Annotated in this window: 15 protein-coding genes and 3 pseudogenes; 8 read left to right on the plus strand and 10 right to left on the minus strand. The window is 69.0% G+C overall.

The genetic code is table 11. From position 1 onward, the window contains the following. Positions 1-2 precede the first annotated feature (2 nt). Positions 3-755 carry a flavodoxin family protein gene (locus ACFW01_RS10100; RefSeq protein ID WP_234957449.1) on the minus strand — a complete coding sequence of 251 codons (753 nt, stop codon included), beginning with the start codon at positions 753-755 and terminating at the stop codon, positions 3-5. Between the two features lie 199 nt (positions 756-954). On the opposite strand from ACFW01_RS10100, the gene ACFW01_RS10105 reads away from it, so the two are divergent. Continuing rightward, the gene (locus ACFW01_RS10105; RefSeq protein ID WP_384502864.1) at positions 955-1425 is read left to right on the plus strand and encodes a VOC family protein; all 471 of its coding nucleotides are present in this window, start codon (positions 955-957) and stop codon (positions 1423-1425) included. Between the two features lie 231 nt (positions 1426-1656). Here ACFW01_RS10105 and ACFW01_RS10110 read toward each other — a convergent pair whose 3' ends face one another. Next, entirely contained in the window at positions 1657-1965 is a 309-nt protein-coding gene (locus tag ACFW01_RS10110; protein WP_161328243.1) for a helix-turn-helix transcriptional regulator, read from the minus strand. Positions 1966-2026: 61 nt separating this feature from the next. Between ACFW01_RS10110 and ACFW01_RS10115 the strand changes: the two genes are divergently transcribed. Further along, positions 2027-3010, plus strand: a complete 984-nt coding sequence (locus tag ACFW01_RS10115; protein WP_384502866.1) for a zinc-binding dehydrogenase — start codon at positions 2027-2029, stop codon at positions 3008-3010. 60 nt (positions 3011-3070) lie between these two features. Here the strand turns inward: ACFW01_RS10115 and arsB are convergent, their stop codons facing one another. Further along, the gene (gene arsB / locus ACFW01_RS10120) at positions 3071-4180 is read right to left on the minus strand and encodes an ACR3 family arsenite efflux transporter (protein WP_384502868.1); all 1110 of its coding nucleotides are present in this window, start codon (positions 4178-4180) and stop codon (positions 3071-3073) included. Continuing rightward, positions 4177-4485 carry an ArsR/SmtB family transcription factor gene (locus ACFW01_RS10125; RefSeq protein WP_384502870.1) on the minus strand — a complete coding sequence of 103 codons (309 nt, stop codon included), beginning with the start codon at positions 4483-4485 and terminating at the stop codon, positions 4177-4179. Before ACFW01_RS10125 ends, arsB begins: the two co-directional genes overlap by 4 nt. A gap of 92 nt (positions 4486-4577) precedes the next feature. On the opposite strand from ACFW01_RS10125, the gene ACFW01_RS10130 reads away from it, so the two are divergent. Next, positions 4578-5000 carry an arsenate reductase ArsC gene (locus tag ACFW01_RS10130; protein ID WP_384502872.1) on the plus strand — a complete coding sequence of 141 codons (423 nt, stop codon included), beginning with the start codon at positions 4578-4580 and terminating at the stop codon, positions 4998-5000. A gap of 149 nt (positions 5001-5149) precedes the next feature. Further along, positions 5150-5288 (plus strand): annotated as a pseudogene (locus ACFW01_RS10135) (NAD-binding protein); the annotation flags it as partial. A 97-nt stretch (positions 5289-5385) separates the two neighbouring features. On the opposite strand, the gene ACFW01_RS10140 reads toward ACFW01_RS10135, so the two are convergent. The 3 genes and pseudogenes from ACFW01_RS10140 to ACFW01_RS10150 form a co-directional block, all read right to left on the minus strand. Beyond that, positions 5386-5799 carry a VOC family protein gene (locus ACFW01_RS10140; RefSeq protein WP_384502874.1) on the minus strand — a complete coding sequence of 138 codons (414 nt, stop codon included), beginning with the start codon at positions 5797-5799 and terminating at the stop codon, positions 5386-5388. Further along, on the minus strand, positions 5796-6380 hold the full coding sequence (locus tag ACFW01_RS10145; protein WP_384502985.1) for a dihydrofolate reductase family protein: 585 nt from the start codon (positions 6378-6380) through the stop codon (positions 5796-5798). Before ACFW01_RS10145 ends, ACFW01_RS10140 begins: the two co-directional genes overlap by 4 nt. Positions 6381-6593: 213 nt before the next feature. Next, positions 6594-6803: pseudogene (locus ACFW01_RS10150) on the minus strand (IS256 family transposase); the annotation flags it as partial. 9 nt (positions 6804-6812) lie between these two features. Between ACFW01_RS10150 and ACFW01_RS10155 the strand changes: the two are divergent. Beyond that, a pseudogene (locus ACFW01_RS10155) lies at positions 6813-7120 on the plus strand (ATP-binding cassette domain-containing protein); the annotation flags it as partial. A 169-nt stretch (positions 7121-7289) separates the two neighbouring features. On the opposite strand, the gene ACFW01_RS10160 reads toward ACFW01_RS10155, so the two are convergent. After that, a complete protein-coding gene (locus ACFW01_RS10160; protein ID WP_384502876.1) occupies positions 7290-7649 on the minus strand; it encodes an ArsR/SmtB family transcription factor in 360 nt (119 codons plus the stop codon). A 177-nt stretch (positions 7650-7826) separates the two neighbouring features. Between ACFW01_RS10160 and ACFW01_RS10165 the strand changes: the two genes are divergently transcribed. Continuing rightward, positions 7827-9221, plus strand: a complete 1395-nt coding sequence (locus ACFW01_RS10165; protein WP_384502878.1) for an NAD(P)-binding domain-containing protein — start codon at positions 7827-7829, stop codon at positions 9219-9221. Between the two features lie 83 nt (positions 9222-9304). Further along, positions 9305-9763, plus strand: a complete 459-nt coding sequence (locus tag ACFW01_RS10170) for an ArsI/CadI family heavy metal resistance metalloenzyme (RefSeq protein WP_384502879.1) — start codon at positions 9305-9307, stop codon at positions 9761-9763. Positions 9764-10198: 435 nt separating this feature from the next. On the opposite strand, the gene ACFW01_RS10175 is transcribed toward ACFW01_RS10170, so the two are convergent. Then, positions 10199-10621 (minus strand): secondary thiamine-phosphate synthase enzyme YjbQ, encoded by a 423-nt coding sequence (locus tag ACFW01_RS10175; RefSeq protein WP_384502880.1) that lies wholly within the window; start codon positions 10619-10621, stop codon positions 10199-10201. A gap of 55 nt (positions 10622-10676) precedes the next feature. On the opposite strand from ACFW01_RS10175, the gene ACFW01_RS10180 reads away from it, so the two are divergent. Continuing rightward, a complete protein-coding gene (locus ACFW01_RS10180; protein WP_234957461.1) occupies positions 10677-11756 on the plus strand; it encodes an NAD(P)-binding domain-containing protein in 1080 nt (359 codons plus the stop codon). Between the two features lie 12 nt (positions 11757-11768). Here ACFW01_RS10180 and mltG read toward each other — a convergent pair whose 3' ends face one another. Next, on the minus strand, positions 11769-12671 hold the full coding sequence (mltG, locus tag ACFW01_RS10185) for an endolytic transglycosylase MltG (RefSeq protein ID WP_384502882.1): 903 nt from the start codon (positions 12669-12671) through the stop codon (positions 11769-11771). Positions 12672-12703 lie beyond the last annotated feature (32 nt).

The following is a 12703-nucleotide window of genomic DNA, read 5'->3' on the forward strand; positions in this document are numbered from 1 at the left end:
GGCTATCGGTGTTCCGGGTTGCTGGAGTCGGCGCGGCAGCCGGCGTCCCATGCGGTGCGCTGGTTGCCGTATGGCGGGATGCCTCCGGCTGCGCGCAGCATCGCCGCCAGGTGGAGCAGGTTGTACGTCATGAATGTGGTGTTGCGGTTGGTGAATTCATTGTCCGGCCCCCGGGAGCCGGCGTCCAGATATGACGGTCCCGGCCCGGCCTCTCCGACCCAGGCAGCGTCGGCCTGCGGGGGGATGGTGTAGCCCAGGTGCTGCAGGCTGTAAAGGACGTTCATGGCACAGTGCTTGGCGCCGTCTTCGTTGCCGGTGATCAGGCAGCCGGCGACCCGGCCGTAGTAGGCATACTGACCTGCGTCGTTGAGCACGCTGGAACAGGCGTACAGGCGCTCGATGACCTGCTTCATGACGGAGCTGTTGTCCCCGAGCCAGACGGGGCCGCACAGGACCAGGATGTCCGCGTCCATCACGCGACGGTAGAGCTGGGGCCACTCGTCCCGTGCAGCGCCGTGCTCGGTCATGTCCGGCCAGACACCGGTGGCGATGTCGTGGTCGACGGCCCGGACGATGTCGGCCTGCGCTCCGTGGTGCCGCATGATCTCCACGCTGCGGTCGATGAGGCCGCCGGTGTTGCTGATCTCGGGTGACCGTTTGAGGGTGGCGTTGATGAACAGTGCCCGCAGCCCGTCGAAACGGGGCCCGTTCCCGTCTGTGGACCTCGCGCCTGCTTCCGTTCCGGGTCCTGCCATGATCGGTTCCCCTTGGGTGCGTGGTGAGCAGTTCGAGAACGCCGCGACCAGCACCGTAGGGCGGCACCGGGGGTTTGCGGCCTCCGCCACGCCCACCGGGGCGAAGCGATCAGGGTGCGGGGATGCCTGGGCACGGCCGGAGGCGGGCACTCGGGTCACGTCCGTCCGATCCCCACTCTCCGATCAGGAGGTATGGACGATGGCACAGCAAGACCTGCCGGCTCCGGCCGAGGGGCTGGTCCTCACCCACTTCCTGACCGTCCGCGACGTGGCGGTCTCCCGGCGCTTCTACGCCGAGGTCCTGGGCGGGGACATCGTGCTGGAGGAGAACCCGGCCATCGTGAAGGTCGCCAACAGCTGGATCATCATGAACCCCGGGGGCGGCCCCACCCCCGACAAGCCCGGCATCTCGCTGGAGCCGCCGCCGGACCCGGCGACGGGCGGGCCGGCGAGGGTGTCCAGCTTCCTCAACGTTCGGGTGGCCGACATCGCCGCCTTCTATGCGGATGCGAGCGCGAAGGGAGCGCGGTTCCTGACCGAGCCGATCGATCGCAAGGCGGAGGTGCGCTGCTACATGAGGGACCCGGACGGCTACCTGATCGAGGTGGGGCAGGCCACCGGGATGCTGAAAGGTGTCTTCGCCGACCCGCCCGCAGGCACTGACGGGTAACGGACGGGCCCTTCCCTCACACGGGCCGTGGTTCTCGAGGGGCGGGGCGTGCCGTTGCGCCGGGACGGCGCGGCTGCACCGTTCAGGCACTCCGCAAAAGATGCGGGCCGGTCCGTCACGTGCGTCGATGGATGGAGAGGTGGGTGCATGTCCGCACACGTGGCCCGGGGAAGCTCGGCACGCTCGCAGGCAGGGAAGCTGCTGGACAGTGGTATCCGCTCTGAAAGTGCTCTAAAAGACGTCGCGCAGGGTCTCCAGGAGGCGGGCGATGTTCGCCTCGTCGCGGCGGTAGTAGGTCCACTTGCCCCGCCGGGTGGCGACCACCAGCCCTGCTTGCCGCAGCATCGCGAGGTACTGCGAGGTGGTTGACTGCCCCAGACCCGTGCGCCGCTGGATGTCGGTGACGCAGACACCGATCTCGACGTCCTCGGGCTTCTGGCCAGGGAAACTCATCGGCTCCTTGAGCCACACCAGCATCTGGCGGCGGGCCGGGTTGGACAGGGCCCGGAACACAGCCAGCAACTCCGCCTCCGAGAACATCTGGTGATCGTAACGCACACACATATTGACGATTCGCGATATGACGATCTACCGTCGTCTCATGACGACGTTGATGCGTGTGATGGAACTCGTTTGCTTCGGCGACGCGGACACCGCGTTCGCCCCGCGAGAGCTGCCGAGACCCACTCCCGGACCCGGCCAGTTGCTGGTGCGCGTGGAGGCCACGTCCGTGAACCCTCTCGACCTGCAGACCCGGCGCGGCGACTACCGTGACCAGGTAGCGCTGCCTGCGGTGGTCGGAAACGACGCGTCCGGCGTGGTGGTCGAGAGCGGCCCTGGGGCGGGCGACTTCCAGCCGGGCGACGAGGTCTGGTACCTGGCGCCGATCTTCTCCGGGCAGGGAACCTACGCCGAGTTCCACGTGGTCGACCAGGCCCTGGTCGCCCGCAAGCCCACCCGGTTGTCGCACGTCGAGGCCGCCGGTCTCGCGCTCGTGGGCGTCACGGTGTGGGAGGCGCTGGTCGAACGCGCCGGGGTGCGGGCCGGGGAGCGGGTCCTGGTGCACGGCGGAGCGGGCGGGGTCGGCTCGGCCGCGATCCAGCTCGCCGGCGCACTGGGAGCCGAGGTGGTGACCACCGCACGGGCAAGGGATCACGAGTTCGTCACCGGACTGGGAGCCGACACTGTGATCGACTTCTCGGCCGGTGACTACGTGCCGCAGGTCCGCGCGCTGGGTGGGGTGGACGTCGTGCTGGACACGGTGGGTGGGGACACCCTCGCCCGCAGCCCGGAGGTCCTCGCCGACCGAGGCCGCGTGGTCTCCATCGTGGACACCCCCGAACCGCAGAATCTGCTCGCCGCGTGGGGCGTGAACGCGACCTACCACTTCCTGTTCGTCAGCCCCGGCCGGGCGAAGCTCGAGGCACTGGGCCGACTGGTCGACCAGGGCGGACTCCGGCCGGTGATCGGCGCCGTGCTACCGCTGGCCGACGTCGCACAGGCGCACACACTGCTGGAGGGCGGCTCTGCCGGCGGGGGCCGCAGACGCCCACGTGGCAAGATCGCCGTCGCGGTCCGCCAGTAGGCGAGCGGGGTGGTTGGCGCTGCGATCGCACCGACGGCGGCAACGCATCAACTGCGCCCTTCATGAAGCGAGGGTGCCGGACGTGAACTTCTTGCGCCATGCGAGGGCGACGTAGACGAGTCCGATGAGGACCGGTACCTCGATCAGAGGGCCGACGACGCCCGAGAGAGCCTGTCCCGAGGTGACGCCGAAGGTGGCGATGGCGACCGCGATGGCCAGTTCGAAGTTGTTGCCCGCAGCGGTGAAAGCAAGGGTGCTGGTGCGCTCGTAGGCGAGGCCGAGGGACTTGCCGAGGATGAAGCTGCCGAAGAACATGACTGCGAAGTACACCAGCAACGGCAGTGCGATCCGGACCACGTCAAGCGGCTGCGAGGTGATCGTCTTCCCCTGCAGAGCGAAGAGGATGACGATGGTGAACAGCAGACCGTACAAAGCCCAAGGGCCGATTCTCGGGAGGAAGTTCACCTCGTAGGACTCGCGGCCCATTCTCTTCTCGCCGATGCGGCGGGTGAGAAAGCCGGCGAGAAGCGGGATGCCCAGGAACACGACGACGTTGAGGGCGATGTGCCAGACGGGCACGTCCAGACCTTGGCCGTCGCCGAGACCGAGCCACTGCGGCAGCAGGTCCAGGTAGAGCCAGCCGAGCACCCCGAACGCGATGACCTGGAAGACGGAGTTCAACGCTACGAGGACGGCGGCGGCTTCGCGGTCACCGCAGGCCAGGTCGTTCCAGATGATGACCATGGCGATGCAGCGGGCCAGACCGACGATGATCAACCCTGTCCGGTACTCGGGCAGGTCAGGCAGGAAGATCCAGGCCAGTGCGAACATCACCGCTGGACCGATGAGCCAGTTGATGACCAGCGAGGACACCATCAGCTTCCGGTCGCGGGTGACGGAGTCGAGCCTGTCGTAGCGGACTTTGGCCAGGACCGGGTACATCATGACAAGCAGGCCGACAGCGATCGGCAGCGAGACACCGCCGACTTCGATCTTCGCGAGCGCGTCGTTCATACCCGGGACGAGACGGCCCAGGCCGAGGCCGGCGGCCATGGCGACAAGAATCCAGACCGCGAGGTAGCGGTCGAGGGTGGAGAGCTTCCTGACGATCGAGTCGTCCTGGCCGACTGGTCGCGCCGTGGCCGTGGTGTTGGTTTCCGAGGAGGTCACGGGCAGGCCCTCTTGTTCCCGGCGGCGGTACGGGCGGAGGCCGCGAGGACGGCGAACTGCTCGGACAGTCCCGCCAGGACCTCGGGGCGCAGCTTGTAGTAGGTGTAGCGGCCGCACGGTTCGGTTTCCACGACCCCGGCCTCGCGCAGGACCTTCATGTGGTTGGAGAGGTTCGTCTGCCTGGCCCCCGTCTCCTCCACCAGGTGCGTCGTGCAGAGCGTCTCGCGGGCCAGCAGAGTCACGATCCGCAGGCGCAGGGGATCGCCCAGCACGCGGATCACATCAGTATCGACTGAAGTCAGCATGTACTGATACTTTCACATCATCGCCCGCTGACAGCAGCGAGGCCTGAAGTCATTGACGGCTGTTCCCGTCGCGCGACAGAGAGAAAATGATCATGGCCGAGTCTTCCGGCAAGCCGTCCGTCCTGTTCGTCTGCGTCCACAACGCCGGCCGCTCCCAGATGGCGGCTGCGTGGCTGAACCACCTGGCCGGCGACCTCGTCGAGGTTCGGTCCGCTGGATCCACCCCCGGCGACGCCGTCAACCCGGCCGCCGTCGCGGCGATGGCCGAGGTCGGCATCGACATCTCCGCCGAGACACCGAAGATCCTCACCGCGGACGCGGTCAAGGAGTCGGACGTGTGTATCACGATGGGCTGCGGCGACACCTGCCCGGTCTTCCCCGGCAAGCGCTACTTGGACTGGAAGCTCGACGACCCCGCCGGCCAGAGCGTGGAAGCCGTGCGCCCGATCCGCGACGAGATCAAGGCACTGGTCGAGGGACTTCTCAAGGAGATCGCACCGGAGACGAGCGCATGAGCACGATTCACCCTGTCATAGTCATCGACTCAAAACCGGCCGGATATACCGCCTCCCACTGATGGCCGGCATGCGTGCCAGGCGGAGAGGTTCGGCGCCGAGATCGTGGAGGACGACATCGTCTCCGTCGATCTGTGAAGACCCGTCAGGCTACGGAGGAGGCCACCTTCCTCACCCGTTCGCCCGCTCGGTCACCGTCGTCCACCGCCGCTTACGCCGCGGGCATCCCAGGTCATGCAGAACCGCGCGTCCTCCGACGACAAGATCGCATGTGCCCTCGACAGCGAGAGGAGTGATCGTCAAGACCTGCAGATGGGGTGCATTGTTGCGTTGCACCGCGGTCGCACCGAGGGGGAGCTTCGTCACTCCGCAGACCGTGACCGCCTCAGGAGAAGTCTGCTGCGGTGATGCCGTCGGGATGACCGGAGGGCCACTCCACCAACTCGATCCGGTAACCATCCGGGTCCGTGAGCCACAACGTCTTCGGGCCGTGAGGGCCGCCCGGGTACTGGAGGGGTTCGGGTCTCAGGCCGGCTTCGGTCAGCGTCTCCAGGGTGGCGTCGAGCGTTTCGACCTGGATCGCGAGGTGGTCGAAACCGCTGCCTACGTCGACCGGTCGGTCGCCGGGGCGGTGGACCAGTTCGAGCGAGGCCGCCGGTTCGTCGGGGAACTTGAGGATCACGAGGCGAGCCCCGTCGCCGACCTCGACCCTGCCCAATTCGACGTAGCCCAAGGCGGTGTAGAAACCGAGCGAGCGGTCCAAGTCGGTGACGCGGTAGGAGACGAAGAGTGTCTTCACGCGGCCTCCTCGGGCCGACGCACCCGGTAGCGGAGGTGCGTGACGTCTCGGTCCTCGAGCCGTCGGACGAGGTCGAGTTCGATGTGATCACTACCCAGGTGGTCGAACAGCCGTCGGCCGGCCCCGAGGAGGACCGGAACCAGGTGGATCTCCATCTCGTCCACCTGCCCGGCTCGGAGAAGTGCTTGGGCCGCCCCCGCACCGTGGACCATGACCGGCCGGTCCCCTGCGGCTGCGCGAGCCTGACGGGCGCAGTCCTCGGCATCGGTGACGAAACGCGCGTGGCCGGGTGGCACATCCCCGTCATCCACCCGGTGGGTGAGTACGAAGATCGGCACGCCGTCGTGGTGGTCGCCCTGCCAGCGTCCGGCTAGTTCGAAGGTCCGACGGCCGGAGATCACCGCGCCGGTCGCCAGCGCTTCGCGGTAGACCTGGCCACTCGGACCCTCGGACTCTCGGTCGTCGAGCCAGTTGAAGAGCCGTCCACCGTCGCGTCCGAGCTCCTGCCCCGGCCGATCGTCCGGGCCGGCGATATAGCCGTCGAGCGACATCGACATGTACAGCCGAATCGGATTGTTCATGCTGGGCCTCCGTCTCTCCTCCATGGCATCGAGGATCCGGCGTTTCCCGATCCGCCGACGGTGCGGGAGTGTCACAAGGAAGACTTCAGGCAACCGGCAATCTCATCGGCCCGACGCGCTGGCCCTGCTGCCGGTCCTCTGAGGGGGCTGGCCTCAGGCTGGGGTGGATAGGCCGGTTGTAGGAGTCATGACCTGTGTATCAATTGCGGTCGTTCAGGCCGCGTGGCTCTCGGAGCGTTCGACGAGGTGGCCGCGCTCGAAGCGGGCTCCGGCACGGTCCAGGGCGACGAGCTGGGGTGCGTTCACGGCCCGCCACCGCTGCTGGGCGGACTCGACGAGCTTGAAGACCATGACCAGGTCGGCGGCCGCACTGCCGGCGCCCCGGTGACCTTTGGCCCGCAGCCGGACGGTGGCGACAGTTGTGCTGGAGGGGCTGGGCTGTGGAAGGAGGTCGCCGACCGGCTCGACGTACCCGCGCAGAACCTGTCCGGGGACAACGTCAACGGCTCTGTCTTGCCCGGGCTCTGGCTCTTGAGCCAGCAGGACTGCTGCTCGACGAACCCACCAGCGCACTCGACGAACGCAGCAGGGACAAGGTCGAACAGCCCATCTCGGCGCTACGCGGAAGCCGGGCCGTCCTCTTGGTCTCCCACGGCCCGGCACAGGTGGGGCCCCTGTGCGACGCGACCGTCCACCTGGCTCAACCCGTGGCGGCATCGACGGCTGCCGCCGTGGGCTGATCACCAGGAGCTGGACCTGGGACACGGCTGCCGACTGCTGTGCGCCGACCTGCCTGCGCTGCCCTCCCAACGCGCCTTCTGGGATCCGTTACCGGTGGATATGTCGCGGCGCCCAAGGGGCTGCCGCATCCCCTCGGAGCTGCACCGTGGGCCCCCGGAGCGGACCGGTTCAGGTGGTCTGTGACAGCAGCCCCGCCATGGCTGACAGAACGCCGGGCGCCACTCGGTAGTACACCCAGCTGGCACGACGCTCCGACTCGAGAAGTCCGGCCTCTCGCAGCTTGCGCAGGTGGTGGCTGACCGTGGGCTGCGATACCCCGACGTCCTGGATGTCGCAGACACAGGCCTCTCCGCCCGGGCGAGCGGCGATCTTCGAGAACAGCCGCAGCCGGACCGGATCGGACAGCGCCTTGAACATGGCGGCGATCTTCTCGGAGTCGGCGGCGGACAGCTCCTCCTCGCCCAGCGGCCGGCAGCACCAGGACGCGGCGGCGTTCGCGTTGGCGGAGTCAAGAGCCAGATTCGACATGTCTCTATGTTGACAGGCATCAAATCCTTTGCCAAGCGGCAAACGGAACCCCTCTGCGCACGAACGGGCACGGACGGGCACGGACCTCGCGCGGAATAGATGTACTTCTATGTTGACGAACGTCAATCCCAGAGTCATCCTGGGGGCATCGACAAACATCGAACCCGAGGAGTCGTCGTGACCGCGTCTGCCGCCCCCACCTCCCCCGTTGTCGTCATCGGCGCCGGACCCATCGGGCTGGCCGCCGCAGCTCATCTACTGGATCGAGGCCTCGCCCCGCTCGTGCTGGAAGCCGGCACCGGTGCGGGCAACGCCGTGAGCGAGTGGGCGCACGTCCGCCTGTTCTCCACCTGGGGCGAGGTCGTGGACCCCACCGCCGCGAAGCTGCTCGCCTCCACCGGGTGGAGCACGCCCGACGACGGCGCCTACCCCAGTGGCGGCGACTGGGTGAAGCACTACCTGCAGCCACTCGCCGACGCCCTCGGCGACCGGATCCGCTACGGAGCCAGAGTCACCGGCGTCTCGAAGGCCGGTCGCGACCGGGTCGTGGACGCCGACCGTGAGGCACAGCCGTTCGTCGTGCAGCTGAAGCACTCCGACGGGCGGGAAGAAAGGATCACCGCCTCCGCGGTGATCGATGCCTCCGGCACCTGGTCCCTCCCCTCCCCGGCCGGCAGCAGCGGTCTGCCCGCCCTCGGCGAGCACAGGGCCTCCGCCCACGTCAGCTACCGCGTCCCCGACCTCACGGACCCGGCGGTGCGCGCACGCTACGCGGGTAAGCGCACCGCGGTCATCGGCTCGGGCGCCTCGGCATTCACCGCGCTCGCTGCCCTGGCCGAGCTGTCACGGTCCCAGGACAGCCCGAGGACCGAGACGGTGTGGGTACTGCGCCGGGGTCTCTCCGGCTCCACCTACGGCGGCGGCGACGCCGACCAGCTGCCCGCGCGCGGCGCCCTCGGTCTGGCGGCCAAGGCCGCCGTCGACGAAGGTCACGCCGAGGCGGTCACCGGCTTCCGCACCGAAGGCGTGGAACGAGACGCCGAGGGCCGGCTGATCCTTGTCGCCGAGGACGGCCGTCGGCTCCAGGCCGTGGACGAGGTCATCGTCCTGACCGGCTTCCGACCCGATCTGTCGTTCCTCTCCGAGGTCCGCCTGCGCTTGGACGACCGCCTGCAGGCGCCGGTGGAACTCGCCCCGCTGATCGACCCCAACCAGCACTCCTGCGGCACCGTGTACCCGCACGGCCATCGGGAACTGTCCCACCCGGACTCCGGTGTCTACCTGGTCGGCATGAAGAGCTACGGACGGGCTCCCACGTTCCTGGCGATGACGGGCTACGAGCAGGTCCGCTCCGTCGTGGCCGCCCTGGCCGGCGAAACCGACGCGGCCGACCGCGTTGAACTGGTCCTGCCGGAAACCGGCGTGTGCGGTGGCTCCGGACTCTTCGACACGGACGAGGCCACCAAGCCCGAAACGGAAGGCTGCTGTTCGCCCCCAGCTCCGCAACTGGTCGAGCTGTCCGCCGTCGCGCCGGGATCGGTCACCGCACCCGGCAGCGGCTGCAAAGCCTGACCTGCCCTGCGCGTCAGTCCGCACGCGCAGACACGCGCACTACGGTCAGCGCACTCCAACACACCGTCAGGAGGAATGACCTCATGTCCCGGATCCAACTCGCGTTGCGAGTCCCTGACCTGCAGTCCGCCATCGACTTCTACAGCAAGCTGTTCGGCACCGAGCCGGCCAAGCTCCGTGACGGCTACGCCAACTTCGCCATCACCGAGCCACCACTCAAGCTCGTCCTGATCGAGGGAGAGGAGGGCGACGACACCCGCCTGGACCACCTCGGCATCGAGGTGGCATCCGCCGAGGAGGTCCAGGCAGCCACCGCCCGGCTGGCCGGGACGGGGCTGGCGACCCGTGAAGAGAAGGACACCGCCTGTTGCTACGCCGTGCAGGACAAGGTGTGGGTGCAGGGTCCCGGCCAGGAGGCGTGGGAGGTGTACGTCGTGAAGGCAGATGCGGACACCCTGGCCAAGCAGCCCGGAAGCACATGCTGCGCCTCCTCCGACGCCACCCAGCCCGGGCCGCAGACCACGACAACGAGTTGTTGCTGACCGCCGCACGAACGACCGCTCCACGGCTGCTCCTGCGTCCGTCGCCGTCGACCAACCGGCGCGGCCCTCCCTGCCCTGTGTCTGACCCAGATCACTGGCTCGGGCATGGTCTACAACGCGTTTCCCGTCCTCAACCCGCAGATCACCATGGCCACGGGCTGGCGCGCGACCGCAACCACGGCGCCGCGTTCTCTGCGGCATTGCTGGTGTCCGCCGTGGCAGGCATCCGCGTCGGCCGCATACTCGAAGCCCGGGGCCCAGTCTCGGCCGGGGCACGGGAGCGGTGGCGCCCAAGACCGACCTCTCAGTCGTCGGCCCAGCCGATGCTGTGGCCGCCGACAGACGCGGCGGCGGTCAGCGGTCCTCGCGTTGCCGTTCCGGCGACGAGGCGGCGGGCTTCATCCGAGAATCGGCGGCCGCACCCAGGACGATCCCTCAGCCCAGGAAACTCAGTCGAACCTGACGGTTGGCATTGTCCTTATTGGTGTCCACCAGGCACACGGACTGCCAGGTTCCCAGCTCCAGGCGGCCGTCGATCACCGGCAGGGTCGCGTGCGGGGGTACGAAGGCGGGCAGGACGTGGTCGCGGCCGTGGCCCGGGCTGCCGTGGCGGTGCTGCCAGCGGTCGTCGGCCGGGAGCAGGGTGTGCAGTGCGGCCAGCAGGTCGTCGTCGCTGCCGGCGCCGGTCTCGATGATCGCGATCCCGGCGGTCGCGTGCGGCACGAAGACGTTGAGGAGGCCGTCGCGGCCGGCCGCCGCATCGCGCAGGAAGGACTCGCAGTCACCGGTGATGTCGGCGACGCGCTCCGCCGAGCCGGTGGCGAGGTTCAGGACGCGGGTGGTGAAGGCATCTGACATGGCACCATCCTGACACCGCGGGAAGATCCGGGCCCCCGGCACCGTTGGTAGAAGCGTGAACTACACACGCGAGGTCGAGGTCGTCGTCATCGGGGCCGGTCAGGCGGGACTCGCCGCCGCCTATCACCTGCGGCGCACCGGCTTCGAGCCGGAACGCGACTTCGTGGTGCTGGATCACGCGCCCGGCCCAGGGGGCGCCTGGCAGTTCCGCTGGCCGTCACTGACGTACGGCAAGGTGCACGGCATGCACTCGCTGCCGGGCATGGAGCTGACCGGCGCGGATCCGGCGCGGCCGTCCGCCGAGGTGGTGGGCGGGTACTTCGCCGACTACGAGCGGGCCTTCGACCTGCGGGTGCGCAGGCCCGTCGACGTGCGCGCGGTGCGCGAGGGGGCGGGCGGGCGGCTGCTCGTGGAGACCTCGGCCGGGTCCTGGTCCACGCGGGCGCTGATCAACGCGACCGGCACCTGGGACCGGCCCTTCTGGCCGCGCTACCCCGGGCAGGAGTCCTTCCGGGGCCGGCAACTGCACACCGCTCAGTACGCCGGGCCCGAGGAGTTCGCCGGGCAGCGCGTGGTCGTGGTGGGCGGCGGTGCCTCGGGGACGCAGCATCTGCTGGAGATCGCCTCGTACGCCGCTTCCACCACTTGGGTGACCAGGCGGCCCCCCGTCTTCCGTGAGGGGCCCTTCGACGAGGACGCGGGCCGGGCGGCGGTGGCGCTCGTGGAGGAACGGGTGCGGCAGGGGCTGCCGCCGAAGAGCGTGGTGTCGGTGACGGGGCTGCCGCTCAACGACGCGATCCGGGCGGGGCTGGAGTCGGGTGTGCTGGACCGGCAGCCCATGTTCGACCGGATCACGCCCGAGGGGATCGAGTGGGGCGACGGGCGGCGCGTGGCCGCGGACGTCATCCTGTGGGCAACCGGGTTCCGGCCCGCCATCGATCATCTGCGGCCGCTGCGGCTGCGGGAGGCGGGCGGTGGCATCCGGGTCGAGGGGACGCGCGCGGTCGCCGATCCGCGGGTCCACCTCGTCGGCTACGGGCCGTCTGCCAGCACCATCGGTGCCAACCGGGCGGGGCGCTCGGCCGTGCGGGACATCAGGCGGCTGCTGGCCCAGGAGGCACCGGTGGCCGCGTGACGTCCCGCCCGGTCACCCGGCCCCGGCCGCCTTCGAGGCGCTCTCCCGGGCCCGGTTGAACTCGGCGACGTTGCGCTGGTGTTCGGCGTAGTCGGCGGTGAAGCGGGTGTCGCCCGGCTTGACCGTGACGAAGTACAACCAGTCCCCGGGGGTCGGATTGATCGCGGCGGTCATCGCGACGTCGCCCGGATTGGCGATGGGCGTGGGCGGCAGGCCCATGCGCTGGTACGAGTTGTAGGGGCTGTCGATCCGGGTGTCCTTGGTGGTGGTGTTCAGTGTGGAACGGCCCAGGGCGTAGTTGATGGTGGAATCCATCTGGAGCGGCATCCCGCGCTCCAGCCGGTTGAAGACCACCCGGGCCACCTTGCCCATGTCCTCCTTGGCGGCGGCCTCCGCCTGCACGATGCTGGCGATGGTGACGGCCTGGTAGACGTTCAGTGCGTTGCGCTGGGCGCCCGCGGCGACCGGCGCGCCGGTGAACTTCTTGTTCGCCGCGTCGACCATGGCCTCCAGCAGCTTCTCCGGTGTCGGAGACTCACCGAGCGGATATGTCGCCGGGAAGAGATAGCCCTCGGGATTTCCCTCGGCGTCGTTCGGCAGCTTGAGGTCGGCCTTGGCCAGGGACTTCTTGGTGGTGCCCGCCGGCATCTCGAGCGTCTTGTCGACCGCCTCGTAGACCTGCGTCGCCCGCCAGCCCTCGGGGATCACGAGCGAGGTGGGGCGGGACTCGCCCTCCTCGTCCGTCGTCAGCAGCGGCACCGCCACGGCGGTGGCGGCCACGACGGCGCCGGCCGCGATCAGGGCGACACGGCCCCGGCGCGTCAGCCGAATCGTCCGCCTCGGGCTCCTCGGTCTCCTGGTGCTGCCGGCGCTCCTCGCGCGCCTCGCGCTTCGTCGCGGAGTGTTCGTCTGCATGCGGGCACGGTAACCCCGATTTGCACACAAAC

It is taken from the genome of Streptomyces sp. NPDC058985 (genome assembly GCF_042740985.1).
Lineage (GTDB): Bacteria > Actinomycetota > Actinomycetes > Streptomycetales > Streptomycetaceae > Streptomyces.